Source organism: Ignavibacterium sp., from assembly GCA_032027145.1.
Classification (GTDB): domain Bacteria; phylum Bacteroidota; class Ignavibacteria; order Ignavibacteriales; family Ignavibacteriaceae; genus IGN3.
This window is the reverse complement of record JAVSMP010000001.1, coordinates 1,323,701-1,339,760: the sequence shown is the minus strand read 5'-3', so window position 1 is coordinate 1,339,760 and position 16,060 is coordinate 1,323,701. Positions and strand designations below refer to the sequence as shown.

17 protein-coding genes are annotated in these 16,060 nt (G+C 34.5%); all 17 read right to left on the bottom strand.

The features are described from left to right. Positions 1 to 26 precede the first annotated feature (26 nt). The 17 genes from ROY99_05380 to ROY99_05300 all read right to left on the bottom strand — a co-directional run bounded on the left by ROY99_05380 (position 27) and on the right by ROY99_05300 (position 16,060). Positions 27 to 1,661: a flagellar hook-basal body complex protein gene (locus ROY99_05380; GenBank protein MDT3695805.1), complete on the bottom strand. Its 1,635-nt coding sequence runs from the start codon at positions 1,659 to 1,661 to the stop codon at positions 27 to 29. Between the two features lie 102 nt (positions 1,662 to 1,763). Further along, the gene (locus ROY99_05375) at positions 1,764 to 2,138 is read right to left on the bottom strand and encodes a TIGR02530 family flagellar biosynthesis protein (protein MDT3695804.1); all 375 of its coding nucleotides are present in this window, start codon (positions 2,136 to 2,138) and stop codon (positions 1,764 to 1,766) included. Positions 2,139 to 2,143: 5 nt separating this feature from the next. Then, complete coding sequence (locus tag ROY99_05370) at positions 2,144 to 2,824, bottom strand: flagellar hook capping FlgD N-terminal domain-containing protein (protein MDT3695803.1); 681 nt, start codon at positions 2,822 to 2,824, stop codon at positions 2,144 to 2,146. Positions 2,825 to 2,832: 8 nt separating this feature from the next. Beyond that, entirely contained in the window at positions 2,833 to 5,706 is a 2,874-nt protein-coding gene (locus ROY99_05365) for a flagellar hook-length control protein FliK (GenBank protein ID MDT3695802.1), read from the bottom strand. After that, a complete protein-coding gene (locus tag ROY99_05360; protein ID MDT3695801.1) occupies positions 5,706 to 6,317 on the bottom strand; it encodes a hypothetical protein in 612 nt (203 codons plus the stop codon). Before ROY99_05360 ends, ROY99_05365 begins: the two co-directional genes overlap by 1 nt. Then, on the bottom strand, positions 6,314 to 6,751 hold the full coding sequence (locus ROY99_05355) for a flagellar FliJ family protein (protein ID MDT3695800.1): 438 nt from the start codon (positions 6,749 to 6,751) through the stop codon (positions 6,314 to 6,316). Before ROY99_05355 ends, ROY99_05360 begins: the two co-directional genes overlap by 4 nt. A gap of 9 nt (positions 6,752 to 6,760) precedes the next feature. Next, positions 6,761 to 8,083 carry a flagellar protein export ATPase FliI gene (fliI, locus tag ROY99_05350; protein ID MDT3695799.1) on the bottom strand — a complete coding sequence of 441 codons (1,323 nt, stop codon included), beginning with the start codon at positions 8,081 to 8,083 and terminating at the stop codon, positions 6,761 to 6,763. Positions 8,084 to 8,088: 5 nt separating this feature from the next. Then, the gene (locus ROY99_05345; GenBank protein ID MDT3695798.1) at positions 8,089 to 8,709 is read right to left on the bottom strand and encodes a FliH/SctL family protein; all 621 of its coding nucleotides are present in this window, start codon (positions 8,707 to 8,709) and stop codon (positions 8,089 to 8,091) included. Beyond that, positions 8,702 to 9,733 carry a flagellar motor switch protein FliG gene (gene fliG, locus ROY99_05340; protein MDT3695797.1) on the bottom strand — a complete coding sequence of 344 codons (1,032 nt, stop codon included), beginning with the start codon at positions 9,731 to 9,733 and terminating at the stop codon, positions 8,702 to 8,704. Before fliG ends, ROY99_05345 begins: the two co-directional genes overlap by 8 nt. A gap of 1 nt (position 9,734) precedes the next feature. Continuing rightward, complete coding sequence (gene fliF / locus ROY99_05335) at positions 9,735 to 11,330, bottom strand: flagellar basal-body MS-ring/collar protein FliF (GenBank protein MDT3695796.1); 1,596 nt, start codon at positions 11,328 to 11,330, stop codon at positions 9,735 to 9,737. Between the two features lie 14 nt (positions 11,331 to 11,344). Then, the gene (gene fliE / locus ROY99_05330; protein MDT3695795.1) at positions 11,345 to 11,635 is read right to left on the bottom strand and encodes a flagellar hook-basal body complex protein FliE; all 291 of its coding nucleotides are present in this window, start codon (positions 11,633 to 11,635) and stop codon (positions 11,345 to 11,347) included. A 1-nt stretch (position 11,636) separates the two neighbouring features. Next, positions 11,637 to 11,882, bottom strand: coding sequence for a hypothetical protein (locus ROY99_05325; protein MDT3695794.1), 246 nt, complete (start codon positions 11,880 to 11,882; stop codon positions 11,637 to 11,639). A 10-nt stretch (positions 11,883 to 11,892) separates the two neighbouring features. After that, a complete protein-coding gene (flgC, locus tag ROY99_05320; protein ID MDT3695793.1) occupies positions 11,893 to 12,390 on the bottom strand; it encodes a flagellar basal body rod protein FlgC in 498 nt (165 codons plus the stop codon). After that, positions 12,387 to 12,770 (bottom strand): flagellar basal body rod protein FlgB, encoded by a 384-nt coding sequence (gene flgB / locus ROY99_05315; protein MDT3695792.1) that lies wholly within the window; start codon positions 12,768 to 12,770, stop codon positions 12,387 to 12,389. Before flgB ends, flgC begins: the two co-directional genes overlap by 4 nt. 121 nt (positions 12,771 to 12,891) lie before the next feature. After that, positions 12,892 to 13,137: a hypothetical protein gene (locus tag ROY99_05310; protein MDT3695791.1), complete on the bottom strand. Its 246-nt coding sequence runs from the start codon at positions 13,135 to 13,137 to the stop codon at positions 12,892 to 12,894. Next, positions 13,134 to 14,210 carry a chemotaxis response regulator protein-glutamate methylesterase gene (locus ROY99_05305; protein MDT3695790.1) on the bottom strand — a complete coding sequence of 359 codons (1,077 nt, stop codon included), beginning with the start codon at positions 14,208 to 14,210 and terminating at the stop codon, positions 13,134 to 13,136. The genes ROY99_05310 and ROY99_05305 overlap by 4 nt, the downstream gene beginning before the upstream one ends. A 2-nt stretch (positions 14,211 to 14,212) precedes the next feature. Then, on the bottom strand, positions 14,213 to 16,060 hold the full coding sequence (locus tag ROY99_05300; GenBank protein ID MDT3695789.1) for a chemotaxis protein CheA: 1,848 nt from the start codon (positions 16,058 to 16,060) through the stop codon (positions 14,213 to 14,215).

Genomic DNA, 16,060 nt, shown 5'->3' with positions numbered 1-16,060 from the left:
CTTCATTAACTACTATCTCTTATCTACTATCTTACTAAGTTTGTTATTTCCTGTAATAAAGTATCGGATACTGTTACTATCCTGGCACTTGCCTGAAATCCTCTTTGAGATACAATCATTCTTGTGAACTCTTCAGAAAGATCTACATTAGATTGCTCAAGCGCACCGGATTGAATTGTAGTTCCGGTTGATTCACCTGGTGCACCGATCAATGCATCACCGGTATTTGCTGAAACAGTAAACATATTATCGCCAATGCTTATCAATCCGTTCAAGTTCGGAAATGTTGCAAGCAGTATCTGCGCAAGCTGTCTTGATTGTCCGTTTGAGAACACACCAACAATATAACCATATTGGTCAATATTGATGTTTGATAATGAAGCAGCAGATGAACCGTTTTGTGTTAAGGCTGATACAACCGAGCTTGAAGAAGTTTGTGTAACTCCAGAAAAGTTATCACCGAGATTCAATACTATATTCTGTGAACTTGCACCGCCTGTTGGGGTAAAGGTTACAACAGGAGGATTAGGTGAAATTGCATTTATCGAACCATCAGGATTAAATGAAATCGTTCCAGTATTGCCTGATAAAGTACCATCTGCAGCAGGAATACTGCAGCTCCAGTTCCAGTTGTTATTAGATGTTTTTGTAAACTTCAGAGTTAATGTATGAGCTGATCCCAAGGAATCAAAAATAGTTACTGAGCCGGTTACGATCGTTGGGTCCCGGTTATCATCAACATTAGAAGCTAATGAATTTGAATTTGCTTCTTGCGTAACAGCAGTAGGATCAAAAGAAAAATTAATTCCTAAAGTTGCATTTGTAATTCCAATCGGGGCAGGTGCAGCACCGTTTATTGTTAACATATCCCCGGTTACCGGATCAAACACAACTACAGCAGTTGTTGGTCCAACTACTGCAGCACCGCTTGAATCTAATAATTGATACTGCATATCATAAGTATCTGCTGCGGTTTTAGTATAAGTTACCTGAAAAGTATAAGCATTTCCGTTTTCATCATAAATTGTATTCGAATCAGTAATTGAATCACCAACTGCCATAGCTGAATTGATATTACCAGTTTGCAGATATAATTCAGATCTTGTCATACTTGAAGAGCTATCCAAATTACCGCCCCAGGAAATATCTGTGGTTGCAACCGCAGGTAATCTTAAGTTAGAATCAATAATAATATCTTCAAGATAGTTTCCGGGAGGAATTTGTCCTTCATCGTTTGCAACTTTACCTTGAACTATTGCACCATTCTGGCTGTTTACTAATCTTCCGGCAGCATCAAAAATAAATGCACCGGCTCTGGAGTAAAATCTTTCGCCGTTATTTTCTAAAACGAATAATCCTTTTCCCTGTAATGCAAGGTCTGTAGTTGTACCTGTTCCTTCAAATGTGCCTTGTGTCCAGTTACGATCAACCGAGTTCATTTTCATACCAAGACCAATCTGAAAAGTATTAGTTCCGCCGCCGGTTTCTGTAGGGTTAGAACCGTAACGGATTACTTTATTAAACGTGTCACTAAAGGTAACGCGTGAACCTTTGTAACCTATTGTATTTACGTTAGCAATATTGTTACTGATAACGTCCATCATTGCCTGATGGTTACGAAGTCCGGAAACACCGGAGAAGAGAGAATTTATAAGAGACATTTTAACCTCCTAAGGTTTTATTTCTAATCGTTCAACTTCAGTCAGTCAGTTGAACCGGGCGTCCTTAAAAGGTCCCGCCCATAGTTAATTAATATTTAATTTCTAAACTGCAAAAACTACGCTGTCAATATTCGTAAAAACATTTTCTTTACTTTCTGCAATCGGCAGAGCAGTAACAACTGTTCTGTTTGGAATATTGACTATGAAAGCTGTTTCATTCATCATAACAAGTGAATCCTTTGCTCCTTTTAATTCTGCTTTATCAACAGCGGTATTAATTTTCAGCATCTCTGCATCACTTAGTTCGATGTTTCTTTCTTCCAGCCTTTTAAGAGCGTGTGATGAGAACTTAACTTTCTCAAGCTCTTTCTGGAAGATCGCTTCAAAACTATCCTTGGATCCTTTGATCCTGGGAGTCGTTCCGTTGTAATCGCCTATGGGAATAAACGGAACACTTATTCCATTAATTTCCGGCATATGTTTTATCCTTCATTAGGGTTATAAATTTCCATAATATCTGACAAGTAATAGTTTGCTCCGCCAACAACCAGCATAGTGCCCATTTCGGTGAACTTTACTCCATCAATTTTACCAAGAACAAAATCTGAATATGAAATCAGTTTATCTTTTGAATCCTTTGCCTCTACCTTAAAGGTGTATTTACCTTCGGGTACCTTGTTGCCATCATTATCGTAAAAATCCCAAATAAGTTTATTGTCACCTGAATTTTTTGGTGCGGGTTCAATTGTTTTGACCAACTTCCCGCTTTCATTGTAAATTTTAACCGAGCAACTGCTTGCTTTTGTACTTAAATTATATCCTAAGGTAACATTTTCTGCACCGATATTCTGGAAACTGTTCACATTAAGTTTAACTTCTTTTCCAATCAATGTTGCTGCAAGCGTATTATTTATAGATTGAGATAAGAAATAATCTGCATTTATACTTGTATCCATTGCCTTGTTCAGATTGATTAACTGCTCAAGTGAGGTAAACTGTGCTAATTGTGCAGCAAACTCAGTTCCTTCCATCGGACTTAATGGATCCTGGTTCTTTAACTGAGCTAGCATAAGCTTCAGGAAATCTTCTTTTCCCATTGAAGTTTTTCCGGCTAAGCTTCCGGTACCATATCCACTGTTTACACTTGTTATTCCATCATACATTTTATCACCTATGCTAAATATTCGTAAGTATTATAACCCATTTTTTTTATGATAACTGCTTCCTCAGCTTCATCAATATTGTTTTCCTGCTGATAAGGATTGTTCTTTCTTTTCTGATTATTAAATCCGTGCTGCTTTTGCTGCGAAGAGTTATACGTGATGCTAATTGAATTAACCTGAACACCGCTTTGAAGAAGATTTTGTCTTAATTGTTCAACATTATTTCTGATAATCTGTCCAACGGTTTCATTTTCAACTTCTACTTTTGCAGTTAAAACGTTCTCAATTGTATCGAGAGTAACCTTTATAGCACCAAGCTCTCTGGGAACTAATTTCAACACAACTGATTGCTTTTCATTAGCTTCAATTACTTTATAAACTTCTTTAACCATTTCGCTTGATGAAATCACTTTAATTTTTTCAATCATCTCAGCCGCTCTGGTATTATGCTTTATAGTCTCGCTGTTTATTTCTGATTTGAAGTGAAGTTGTTCAGTTTTCTGCTCTGGTTTCAGTTGCAGTACATTATCATCATTGATTGATGATTGGTTAAGCTTAAAACTTTCACTGACTTCTGTGTTTTGTACTCTTTCAACTGATATAGCTTCTTGTTTTGCTTGTGGATTCTTTTGTGATTCATAATCCTGATTACCATTTGCTGAGAATTCTTTTTTTACTTCTTTCGCATCAAATGAAATTTTGTTTTGAACATCACTTCTCTTCTTTAACTCTGATGAATTTTCTGTTTCATTTTTCTCTACACTTACTTTAACCCAAACCTGTTTTTCATCTTTCTGTCTGATTTCTGGATTGCTTAATAGCTGTTTTCCAACTTCATCTGTATTCCTGGTTGTTTCTTTTACTACTGGTTCAGACGGCATTTTACTTTGCACAGCATTCTTATCTGTATTTTCATCACTTATTATTTTAAGCTCTGGGATCTGAGAATAAACTCTACGCTCACGATAGTTTATTTTAACAGCACGGTGTTCATTTTCATTGGAAGCAGTTTTTGTTTCAGGAGTTTTTGCACTCTTTACTTTAGTAAGATCATTACCAACTTTCTGATCCTTAACTTCATTATTCTGTTTTTCTTTTATGATTGCAGATTTATCTGTTTGTTGAGTATTCTCTTTAACAACAGAAGGTTTTTGCTGTGTTTCATCAGCTTCTTCACTTAAAATTCTTACATCAGAATTATTTTTTTTAGTAGATTTTGTTTCTTCCACTTGTAAAGAAGCAGTATCTGAATTTTTAACTATTGTTTTCTGATCTCCTGTTGTTTCGCTTTTAATATTAACCTCAGGTGATTTAGAAACTTTAATTGTCGTCTTATAATTCCCGGCTTTCTGCGGCTGAGTATAATTTGTTACTTTCTCAACCGGTCTATCTTTAGTCTCAGCATGATTGGTAAGGTTTTTAACTTCAGTTTTAATTGATAATTCCGGTTTAATTATTTCATTGTTTTCTTCGGCAGCCAATTCCTGCTGTAAAAATATCTTATTATCATTCTTTGGTTTAACAGAATTAATAATACCTGCTGAAGATTTTGGTTTTAGCTCAATATGATTTGAGGAAATATCAGTTTCTTTAAACACTGGTGCTTTATAATCAGAATTTTGTTTTATCTCCTGATTTATTTTGGAATTTGTGCTGCTATTTTTAACAAATTTGGGTGTATCAATTTTAATTTCTTTCAGATCAGTTTCCTCTGCAAGAATATTAAGTTCACTTCTTTTATCCACGCCGGCAGAGTTAACAGAACCAGAATTAATTTTTTGATCTGACTTAATAACTACTTTGCTATCGCTTTTATCAGCTGACATTGTGTTTAGATTATCAGATTTATCAGTTACCTGCAAGGGTTTAACCATATCTAACGATGAAGAAACATCTTTAGCTAATAATCCGGGTTCATTGTTTTGTTTAGCAGAATCAGGTATAACAATTTTACTGCTGTTTTTTACTGTTGTCTGATTTTGAACAATAATCTTTTCATCATCAACATCGGTACTATTATTAATAATCTTATTATCATCAGTTTCCGGAACTTTTGACCAATCTATATCTGTCTTAACATCCAAATTATCCAAAGCTTGTTTTGAGCCCTGTAATTGGGGCTGAGATGTGCCTCCGGTTTTTGTATTATTTTGATTAATCTGATTTATATTATTTTCTTTTGATTCAATCCGGATAATCTCGTTTGTATCAGAATCAGCATCATCTGTAACAATTTCAACAGGATATACTGATAGGCTTTTTTCTTCAATTACTGGTTCAACATCTAATGTAAGTTTTTGATTTCCGATTTGGATAGAGAATTTAAAATCACTTTTAGTGTTGATTTGATTTACAACAAGGTTTTCAATTTCACTATAATTAGATTTTTCAATGTTTAATGGAATAGAAATTCCGCTTGCCAATAACAATATCTCAGCATTTCCTGATTGACTCACATCAATATCATCCAAAGAATTAAAAAGATTTTTTATTTCTTTTACCAAATCATTTTTACTCAATGAAAAATACTTAGGTGTATGCTCAGATGTTTTAACTTTACCACTTTCTATTATTTGCGGCGCTTTTTCCCCAGGCCTGAACTGAGACATAAACATGGAGACAATCATTGAAATGCTGGAATTTTCTCTAACAATCTTATTATCAGCCAGCAGAGAGACTTTTAATAATTCATTTTGTGGATTTTCTACAGATGATTCTTCAGATTGACAAAGTTGAATTGGAGCGGAGTTTTCCTGTCCGTCTTTAACAAATCTGAATACATTTGAAAACAGATGAGTAAAATTTCCAATGCTATTATCTGCTGTATCAGTCAATTTCTGATCGGATATAGCTTTGGGTAAAAAAATAGAATTAATGAACATTATTCAAACCTAAAAATTCTGTTTGCTGTTTCCGGGCTAAATTCAGAGACAACCTTCGCTGCTGTCTTCTTATTCATATTATATAAAATATCTCTTGCTACATTATCGGAATAAGTCTGAATTATTTTAGCCGCCTTTTTAGGTTCAAGTGCAGAATAAATCCTGGTTACTTTCTGAATCCAGTCTTTGTATTCAGTGCTGTTTGAAAAATCTTTATTTGTTTGAGGATTTTCATTCGATTGACCCAGTGGTCCGGTTACAGAATAATTTTGTCCTTTGTCATTATTAACTGCTCTGTTTTCGTTAGCATTTTTGGATAAAATATTTTCAGAATCTGTTTTTAACCCTGTATTAACCGAATCAATTTTTTCAACTTCACCAATACCTGAGAGCAGTACACTGTCTTTAACTGCACTCGAATCTTCAGGAATTTCATCTTCAACTGGTTCAGTTTGTGTAGTAAAAGTTGAGTCCTTTAGTTGTGCCTCCTGTTTAGGTCCAAAGTTAAACTGAAAAATATTTTCATAAGAAGAATTCAGATAAATCAGCAATCCGGTTACAATCACGAATACAAATACAAATGTACCTCCGTACAACAATCCCTGTTTCATTTTCTCACCTTGTTAAAATTCTGAACCGCAATCTCATCAAAGTATTTCATCTCTATAGAATTTTCTTCCTTAATAAAATTTTCTTTATGAGTTTCTTCCAGCTGGTTCAATATCTTTTTTTCTTTTGACTTTATTATTACTTCTTCAATTTTCTTTGCACGCTTTTTCTCAAGCTGTTTAATTACTTCTGTCTGCATATCTACCTGCTGCCGCAGTACAGAATCATATCCGTCTAAAAACTGAAGCTCACTTATATTCATTTTCCTTTTGTAAGCAGAATTTCTGAGCTGGTTTATTTCAACTATCAGCTTTTGTTTTATATCTTCATGCTTCGATATAAACAAGTCAATTTGTGCTAATTCCTTCTGTGCTTTTTTTTCAAAAGCTTCTTTAACATTTTTTACTGATTCGAATTTGAATTTGAATTTTGACATCGTATAGTTTTACACTTCTATTATTTCTGATAATCGTTTTAAAGTTGACTTATAATCTGATGACTCAAATATGTCCTGCTTTAAAAATGCTTTTATTTGTCCGATCTTATTCAATGCATGATCAATCTGCGGATTACTTCCTTTTACATAAGCACCAATGTTAATAAGGTCTTCAGCTTCTCTGTAACTAGCAAGAATTTCATTAAACACAATGGTTCTGTAGCGGTGTTGTTTGGTAATTATATCAGGCATAACCCTGCTTACACTTTGGAGCGGATCAACTGCAGGAAACTGTCCGCTGTTTGCAAGTTTGCGGGACAGTACTATGTGTCCATCCAAAATTGATCTTACAGCATCTGCAATCGGCTCAGTCATATCATCGCCATCAACCAGCACAGCATATAAACCGGTAATTGATCCTGAATCGGTTGTGCCAGCCCGTTCTAATAATTTAGGAAGTGCTGCAAAAACTGATGGAGTATAACCTTTAGTTGTCGGCGGTTCACCAATCGTCAATCCAATTTCTCTTTGTGCCATTGCAAATCTTGTTACAGAATCCATCATCAGCACTACATCCATTCCAAGGTCACGAAAGTATTCTGCGATTGTTGTTCCGAGATATGCACCTTTAATTCTTACTAGAGCAGACTTATCACTTGTTGCTGCAATAACAACAGATTTTTTTAATCCTTCCTCGCCAAGATCTTTTTCAATAAATTCTCTTACTTCTCTTCCTCTTTCACCAATTAAAGTAATTACATTTACATCAGCATCAGTATTTCTGGCAATCATTCCGAGTGTTACACTTTTACCAACGCCGCTGCCGGCAAAAATGCCGATTCTTTGTCCTCTTCCTACTGTTAACAATCCATCAATTGCCCTAACTCCTGTTTGCAATACAGTATCAATTCTTTTTCTTTCAAGCGGATTAGGCGGTTCTCTATGCAATGAGCGCAGAGATGTAAGTTTTATTTCACCCTTTCCATCAATCGGATTGCCAAGTCCGTCAATTACTCTTCCGAGCAATTCTTTTCCCACTCCGAAAGAAAAATTTCTTCCGCTTGCAATGATTTCACACTTGGGTGAAATTTCGTGTACTTCGCCTAATGCAATAGAAAGAACTTTACCATCTTTAAAACCAACTACTTCGCATTTACAGACTTCCTGCCCATTTTTATTTACAATAGTGCAAACTTCGCCCAGCGAAACATTTGGTCCAACTGAAACAATCACCAGCCCAATAACATCGGTAACCTTGCCATTTAGTTTTATCAGGTCTGAATTAGCAGTTTTACTTAAGTATTTTTCTATGTATTGCTCGGATAGGTTCATTTATTTCAATCAGAGTTTATTGCTGCTTCAAATTTTCTTTTTAATTCATTTAACTGAGAAGAAATACGTCCATCAGCATTTCCAATTTCACTTTCGATAAAGCATCCGCCTTGTTCTATCCTTTCATCTTTTTCGAATTTTATATGAGAGAAAGAATCTTTTAACTGAAATGATTTCTCATCTTCAATTATTGATTGATAATCAGCAGGATTTAGCCGAACAAGAATTTCGTTTGCACCGATAACCTTTCTTAATGCTTCTTCAAGAACCTGTTTAATAATAGACTCTTTGGATATTTCCTTTTTAATAATTGCTTCAGCAAGCAGAAAAGAAACCGCAATTACAACTTCTTCAAACTGACTATCAAGATGCTGAGCTTTTTCGTTAAGCTCCGAAATCAGATTAGTCAGATCAGAATATTTAAGCAGTAGTTTTTGATTATACTCAGCTTCAATTTTTTCTTTTATTGCTTTTTGACCGTCACTAAACCCTTTTGTGTATTGATTATGCAGAGCTATCTGATGGTTTTCTTTTTCCTGTTCTGCTGAAGTATGAAAAACAGACGCTGATTCTGAAAATGCAACAATATTTGTAGGTCTTCTGTTTATCTTAATAACATCAGACATACACATCCTCTTTGCTGCCCTGAAGGTTTATTGAGATCTCTCCTGTTTCTTCAAGACTTTTAACAATATCAATAATTTTAGCTTGTGCAACTTCAACTTCTTTAAGTTTAACCATACCCATAAACTGAAGTTCTTCTTTTAACAAATCTGCAGCTCGTTCAGACATATTGGAGAATATTTTATTCTTCAATTTTTCATCTGCAACTTTTAAAGATAGTGCAAGATCTTTTCTATCAACTTCTTTAAGTATTTTCTGAATGTCTTTATCCTGAATATTTATTATATCCTCAAACAAGAACATTAACCTTTTTATCTCCAGAGCAACTTCACTATCGTGTCCATCCATTTTATCCAGTATGTCTTTGCTCATCGAAACATTTAACCGGTTTAAAATTGTTGCAAGAGTTTTGGTGCCGCCAATCTTGCTAACTGATTGACTCATTGATGATCCTGCCATTTCATCAACAACTCGTTCTATCTGTTTTAAAGTCTGCGGAGAAACTTTTCCGAGTGTTGCAATTCTGTAGGCTACATCCGATCTGAAAGGCTCGGGTAATTCTTTAAGTGCTTCTGCCGTTTGATCAGGACTTAGATGACAAAGTATTAATGCAATTGTTTGCGGATGTTCTTTGCTTAAAAAATTAACTAGCTGTGTTGATTCAGCCTTCTTAAGTACATCAAAACCTTTAAGTGTTGTCAGAGTTTTAACTTTATCAATAATCTCCATTGCTTTCTGCGGACCAAAAGATTTTTCCAGAACTGCCTGTGCATATTCAAGCCCTCCTTCGAGCACATACTCGCGGGCAGTAACCATATCATAAAAATCCTGCATAATTTTATCTACTGTTGTAGAAGGGATATTTTTAACCCGGGTTATTTCAGCAGAAATTTTTTCAACCTGTTCGGGGTCAAGATATTTAAACACAGCAGATGCTGTTTCTATATTCAGTGCAATTAAAAGCAGAGCAGCTTTTTGAACACCCGAAATTTCTCTTTCTCTGTCTTTTTCTTCTGTTTTAACCATACTATTCATCCTCGTGTAACCATGCATTTATAAGTTTAGCCGCCTCGGTAGGATTTTTTGAGACATAGTTGCTTATTTTTTCCTGACGATTTTTCTTGTTGATCGCTTCATCAGATATTTCGTCTTCAATATCTCCAATTGGCAAAAGTTCTTTTTTCTTTTTCATCTCTGTAAGTATTTGAGGTGCTTTTTTACTTTTCAAAGCTATTTCAGAGATAGGAGCTTGTAATGCCAGCTCTGAATTAACTCCGCCAATAAATATTTGTTCATTTTTAAGTTTAGACATTAATCCTCTAAGCAGGAAGATAGCACCAATAATAGCTATTATCACCAAAATCAGATTGGATATTCCATCTGAATCTTCAAACCAGTTTGAATTTTCCTCTACAAAATCAGAGGTTGTTGTAGTCTGAAATGGCAGATTAACTAATGAGATCTGATCATTTCTTTCAGGATCCAATCCTACAGCATTCTTAATAAGGTCTTCTAATTTTCTCAATTGCTCGGGAGAGCGGGGTTCAAAAACAATTTCTTTCTGATCTCCTTTCTGAACCTCTTTCGGAATGTCATTGATAACTGCAGCAACACTTAAACGGGTAATATTTCCGCTTCCTTGTACAACTCGCTCGATTGTTTTTCCAATCTCATAATTTGTTGTACTGCTCTGACTATTCTGTGCAGATGTATCACTTATACTTTTGCCTGCATTATTAGAAACCAAACTTTGTTCGCTTACAACTACCTGTTGTTCAGGATCATAGGTTTCCATTGTTTTTTCTACCTGATCAAAATTAAGATCTGCATTAACCTGAATCATTGCATTGCCGTATCCTAAAATATTATCCAGCATAGTCTGAACTTTCTGAACAAGGTAACTTTCAACAGAATTTTTTATTTCGTATTGTTTAGTGCTTGAAAACGAGACTGAGTTTTCATCATCTTCCTTCCAAAGCAGTTTTCCTTTTGTATCAATTAATGTAATAGCATTGGTTGATAGCCCTTCAACTGCGCTTGCTACAAGATTTACTATTGCAAGTGAACTTGTTCTGGGCAAAGCAAAATTGTCTTTCAACTTAAGAACAACAGAAGCAGTAGGTTGCTTTTGCTCATCCCGAAAAATTGTTCTTTCAGGAAACACAATATGAACTCTTACGCCATCAATTCCATTTATTCCAAGGATTGTTCTAGATAGCTCGCCTTCAAGTGAGCGTTTGTAGTTTAGCTTTTGCATAAACTCAGACATCCCCATGGTGCTTTTATCAAAAAGTTCATAACCGATTGTCCCTGATGTTGGTATTCCTTTGCCAGCCAGATTAAGCCTGGTTTCATAAAGTTTATCTTTAGGAACAAGAATTGTTTTTCCATTATCTTCAATTTTATACTGAATTTTTTGTGAGTTTAAAAATTCTATTACTTTTGAAGCATCATCAGAAGTCATATTGGAATACAATGGCGAGTATGATGGTTCGTTAAGAAATGTAAAGAGAACAATTAATAATATTGTAGTTAAAATTACCGAGCCGCCAATAATCACTTTCTGTTGTAATGAAAGTTGGTTTAACAGCCCTGCTATTGCATCTGATGGTTTTTTACTCATAATACTAAATCAATTTAAACAGACATTCTTGTTAATTCGCGGTACATATCAATGGTTTTATTTCTGATTTCCATTAACAGTTCTAAACTTGTCTTTGCTTTTTCGCCTGCAATCATCACTTCGTGGATTTCAATTTCATCACCATTAATAAAACTTTGTGTTGCTTTGGAAGAATCAAGCTGAGCTTTATTTACATCTCCGATAAAATCAGTTAACAGATTTCCAAACTCTGCTGCCGGGGTTTTCTTAGCTTCTTGTTTAATAATTAACGATGGAAGATTTACACCAATTGATTCAATAGCCATTTTATCCTCTCCTGTCTATGTTTGTTCCGACAGCAATCCCGTTCATTCGTCCGGATTTTTCATAATAGTAATATTCCATTATTTCACTTTGCTTTGCTGGATACATCCCGGCAAAGAATTTTTTTTCTTCGTTATTGATTTCTTCCGGTTTTATTGAAGTTGGGTGTTTAGTAAATGATTTACCAGCATTTGTTGTCTTAAAATTATATGCTGAATAATTTCCGATTGAATTCATAGTTACCGCCATTTATATTCTCCTAAATATCCAATGAATCTTTTGCCATTTGTTTTGATGAGTTGAAAGCAGTAAGATTTGCCTCGTAGCTTCTTGTTGCTGCAATCATATCAATCATTTCGTTTATAGTATTTATGTTTGAAAGCTGAACATACCCATCTTCGTTTGCATCCGGATGTTCAGGCATATAAACTATATCGCCTTGTGTTTTATCTTCCTGAATATTGAATTCCAATCCGTTATTCTGAGGATTCTGAAATTCAAATGCTGCGGGATTGGAAATATGATTTGAATTGGTTGTTGAAAGTTTTATTGTGCTTTTCATATCATTAAAAGCGGTATTAAATGGCATTTCTTTTTGTTTGACATTTAAAACTTTTCTGTTGATTGGTTTTCCGTCTTCAGTTCTCACTGTGTTTCCGTTTGCCAGATTTTCTGCAATCAGGTTCATCTTTTTACGTTGAATACTTAAACCTTTTGAACTGATACCGAATCCCAAAAAGTTATCGCCTATTTTCATAATTTACCTCCGCCTTTAATTACATTTTGTAAGCCCCTGTAATAATCTCCGATCTTTCTTGAAGCAAATCTGAACTGAATTGAGTTAGCAGCTAACTCAGACATTTCTTTATCAATATCAACATTATTAACACCTGAAGCATTATCAAGAGATTTATCTTTTGAAAATTCAAACTGTAGTTGATTGTCTTCCTGAAGTTTGATGTGTTTTGGATTTGTTGCTTTCATGCTGCCAAGATTGTTCAGCACTTCTTTGAAGGAAACATCTTCTCTCTTATAATTCTCAGTACCGATGTTTGCTATATTTTTGCTTATCACTTTGTTTTTAAGTGAGCAGTAATCAATAAATTTTTCTAATGATTTAATACCCGATGGCTGCATTTTCTTATCTTTTTTTTATATCCATTAAGACAAGAATAATACCAGTCAGAAATGTTTTAGATTTGCTTAATATTAAAGGAAAGATGTATTTGGTTGGCTAAAAGTAAACAGTTGTAAGTTATTACTCAGAGTAGTCTAATGTGATAGATTTTGTCTGTCCACAGGCGCAGATAAATTTAATTTCTTTAATATTGTTATCGGCATCTTTAGTAAGAACAATTTTTATTCCTTCAGCGTGATCTTCTTCAAAATGTATTTTTGAACTGCCGGATAATTGAACATCTTCAGCTTTTATTAACTTGGATTTTCTTTTATTGTTTTTAGAAGTTATAGAATTAAACATAGCTTCTTCCATCATATTGTTCATATTACAGCCTTATTAATTTCTGTTCCTAATTTTTCTAAAGGTACAATCGAGTCTGCATATCCAGCATCTATTATGGCTTTTGGCATTCCATATACAACACAGGTTTCTTCATCTTGTGCTATCGAGTATCCACCTTTGATTTTCAATTCTTTTATAGCATCAGCTCCATCTCTGCCCATCCCAGTCATAATTACTCCTAATACATATTTACCATAGGTTTGTATTACCGAGTTTAACATCACATCAACCGATGGACGGTGAAGTGTATCTGAAGGATGTTCACTGATTACAATTTTGGTATTTGAAGAATTCTTTTCAACTTTCATATGCATACCGCCGGGAGCTATATATACTACCCCTGCTTTTACAATCTCATTATCTTCAGCTTCCTTAACCTCAACACAGCTTAATCCATTTAATCTTTCGGCAAGTGATTTAGTAAATTTTGGGGGCATATGCTGTACAATAAACATCGGTACAGAAAAGTTTTCAGCAAGTTTTGGAATGACTTTTTGTAACGACATAGGACCGCCTGTTGAGACACCAAGTGCAACTGCTTTATACCCAATCTTAGGAATTGCTTTTGAAATATATTCAGTAGAATTCGTGTTAACTGGTCTCTTATTTATTTTTAGATTTTGGATTCGCTGTAATCTAAGACTGAGGGATCTCTGGTTTACAATAGCTTTTACTTTTGAAATAAGATCTTCTTTAATCTTTATTATATTAACATTAACATAAGAAAGTTCTTTAGGAATAAAATCAACTGCTCCAAGCTCCAGAGCTTTTATTGTATCTTTAGCCCCTTCAGTTGTAAGAGAACTTATCATTAAAACCGGAGTAGGAAACTCTTTCATAATTTTTTCCAGAGCAGTTAATCCATCCATCCTCGGCATTTCAATATCCATCGTAACAATATCAGGAAATTTAGTCTTAACCATTTCAACACCTTCCTGACCGTCGCGTGCTGTAGCAATTACTTCAATTTCTCCGGTGCTTTCAAGCATCATTGAAAGAGATTTTCTCATAAAAGCAGAATCATCTACAACCAATGCTTTGATCTTTTTTTGCATCTCTATACTTCGGCGATATTCAGTAATTCGTTTATATCAACAATCATCACAACAGAGCCATCACCCATAATAGTTGAGCCGGCAATACCCTGTATTTTACCAAAGTAGTTGCCTAAGGATTTAATAACAACTTCCTTCTGTCCTACCAAACCGTCAACCTCAATTCCATATCTCTTTTCAGCTATTCCGACTACCACAACATACTGCCAGATTTTATTGTCGTCTTTTTCTTCATTCCCAAACAAAATCTTTTCAACAGAAACCAGCGGCAGTACACTATCCCGCATTTTAATTACAGGTCTCTGATTAATTGAATGAATATTTTCACGATGAACGCGCAATACTTCTAACACTGTATTCAAGGGAATTACTATAGACTGATTTCTGACTTTGACAATCATTCCGGGAATAATAGCGAGTGTTAAAGGCAGTTTGACAATAATTTTTGTTCCAGCACCGGTAGTAGAATCAATATTAATTATCCCGCGCAATTTTGTAACATTTGTTTTTACTACATCCATGCCTACGCCTCGTCCGGAAATATTAGTTACAACTTCAGCAGTAGAAAAACCAGGGAAAAAAATCAAATTAAGAATTTCTTGTTTAGATAGTTCTCTTGCTTTTTCAACCGAAATTAAACCTTTGGAAACAGCCTTATTTTTAATTACCTCAGGATCAATTCCTTTTCCATCATCTTCAATTGTAATGATGATATTATTTCCTTCGTGTTCTGCTGAAAGTGTCAATGTTCCTGCAGGATCTTTACCCAATTCTTTTCTTTTTTCAGGAGTTTCAATACCATGGTCAACACTGTTTCTTACAAGATGAACCAGAGGATCATTAATTTCTTCTATGAGAGTTTTATCTAATTCAGTTTCTTCACCTTTAATAACAATGTTTATCTGCTTATTTGCTTCTCTTGACAAATCTCTGACCAGTCGGGGAAACTTATTAAACACTTTCCCGATTTTGATCATTCTTGTTTTCATTACTACAAGCTGTAATTCATTAGTCATCAGATCAATCTGTTTGGTTACATCAAACAGATCCCGCGAAAATCTTGTACCTTCATTTTCAAGTGCAAATTCGGAGTTTACCTGAGCCAGTCTGTTTCTGCCAAGTACTAATTCTGAAACAATATTTAAAAGCTCATCAAGTCTTTCTACATCAACACGAATTGAATTTTCTACTTTCTTAGCAGTTTCTGGTTTTAATTTATTTTCATCTGAACTTTTTAGTTCAGTTTTGGTAAGCTCTTGTTCTGGTTCTTTTTCTTCTTCAGCTACTTGAAGTAATGCTGTTTCGTCTTCTGATTCTACCTGCTTAATACTTTCATTCTTGTTCTTTTTTGTTTTAGCTGATTCAGATTTACTATTCGTTTTCTTTGATTTTTTAACAGTCTTTTTTGATTCGGTTATTGTCTCGCCATTTTCAAGAGCTGAAATTAAATTGGTTAATTCTTTAATTGTGTTTTTAACATCAACATCTTCATTCTGAAATTCTTCAATACTATAAAGTAATGATTTCATTTTATCAAAAGCATTCAGCAAAGCGTCCATAATGCCTGAAGTTAAAATCACTTCGCCTTTTCTCAGCTTATTAAGGATATCCTCACCTTTATGAGTTACTCCGGTAAGCTTATCTAATCCCAGAAAACTAGAAGTGCCTTTGATAGTATGAAAATGTCTGAAGACGCTGTTAAGTAATTCATTATCGTCAGGTCTTCTTTCCATTTCAACAAGATCAACATCCAGCTTTTCCAGAATTTCTTTTGTTTCAACTATAAAACTCTCAACGATTTCCTTCATATCCGGATCGATGAGCATTGGGTTTTGATTTATTTTTGCCAT

Excerpts from the sequence above, each read along its gene's own strand:
- ROY99_05380 (MDT3695805.1), bottom strand. The coding sequence starts at position 1,661 with ATGTCTCTTATAAATTCTCTCTTCTCCGGTGTTTCCGGACTTCGTAAC.
- flgB (MDT3695792.1), bottom strand. The coding sequence starts at position 12,770 with ATGCAGCCATCGGGTATTAAATCATTAGAAAAATTTATTGATTACTGC.
- flgC (MDT3695793.1), bottom strand. The coding sequence starts at position 12,390 with ATGAAAATAGGCGATAACTTTTTGGGATTCGGTATCAGTTCAAAAGGT.
- fliE (MDT3695795.1), bottom strand. The coding sequence starts at position 11,635 with ATGGCTATTGAATCAATTGGTGTAAATCTTCCATCGTTAATTATTAAA.
- ROY99_05300 (MDT3695789.1), bottom strand. The coding sequence starts at position 16,060 with ATGGCAAAAATAAATCAAAACCCAATGCTCATCGATCCGGATATGAAG.
- ROY99_05355 (MDT3695800.1), bottom strand. The coding sequence starts at position 6,751 with ATGTCAAAATTCAAATTCAAATTCGAATCAGTAAAAAATGTTAAAGAA.
- ROY99_05310 (MDT3695791.1), bottom strand. The coding sequence starts at position 13,137 with ATGAACAATATGATGGAAGAAGCTATGTTTAATTCTATAACTTCTAAA.
- ROY99_05325 (MDT3695794.1), bottom strand. The coding sequence starts at position 11,882 with ATGGCGGTAACTATGAATTCAATCGGAAATTATTCAGCATATAATTTT.
- fliI (MDT3695799.1), bottom strand. The coding sequence starts at position 8,083 with ATGAACCTATCCGAGCAATACATAGAAAAATACTTAAGTAAAACTGCT.
- fliF (MDT3695796.1), bottom strand. The coding sequence starts at position 11,330 with ATGAGTAAAAAACCATCAGATGCAATAGCAGGGCTGTTAAACCAACTT.
- ROY99_05375 (MDT3695804.1), bottom strand. The coding sequence starts at position 2,138 with ATGCCGGAAATTAATGGAATAAGTGTTCCGTTTATTCCCATAGGCGAT.
- ROY99_05360 (MDT3695801.1), bottom strand. The coding sequence starts at position 6,317 with ATGAAACAGGGATTGTTGTACGGAGGTACATTTGTATTTGTATTCGTG.
- ROY99_05365 (MDT3695802.1), bottom strand. The coding sequence starts at position 5,706 with ATGTTCATTAATTCTATTTTTTTACCCAAAGCTATATCCGATCAGAAA.
- ROY99_05370 (MDT3695803.1), bottom strand. The coding sequence starts at position 2,824 with ATGTATGATGGAATAACAAGTGTAAACAGTGGATATGGTACCGGAAGC.
- ROY99_05305 (MDT3695790.1), bottom strand. The coding sequence starts at position 14,210 with ATGCAAAAAAAGATCAAAGCATTGGTTGTAGATGATTCTGCTTTTATG.
- fliG (MDT3695797.1), bottom strand. The coding sequence starts at position 9,733 with ATGGTTAAAACAGAAGAAAAAGACAGAGAAAGAGAAATTTCGGGTGTT.
- ROY99_05345 (MDT3695798.1), bottom strand. The coding sequence starts at position 8,709 with ATGTCTGATGTTATTAAGATAAACAGAAGACCTACAAATATTGTTGCA.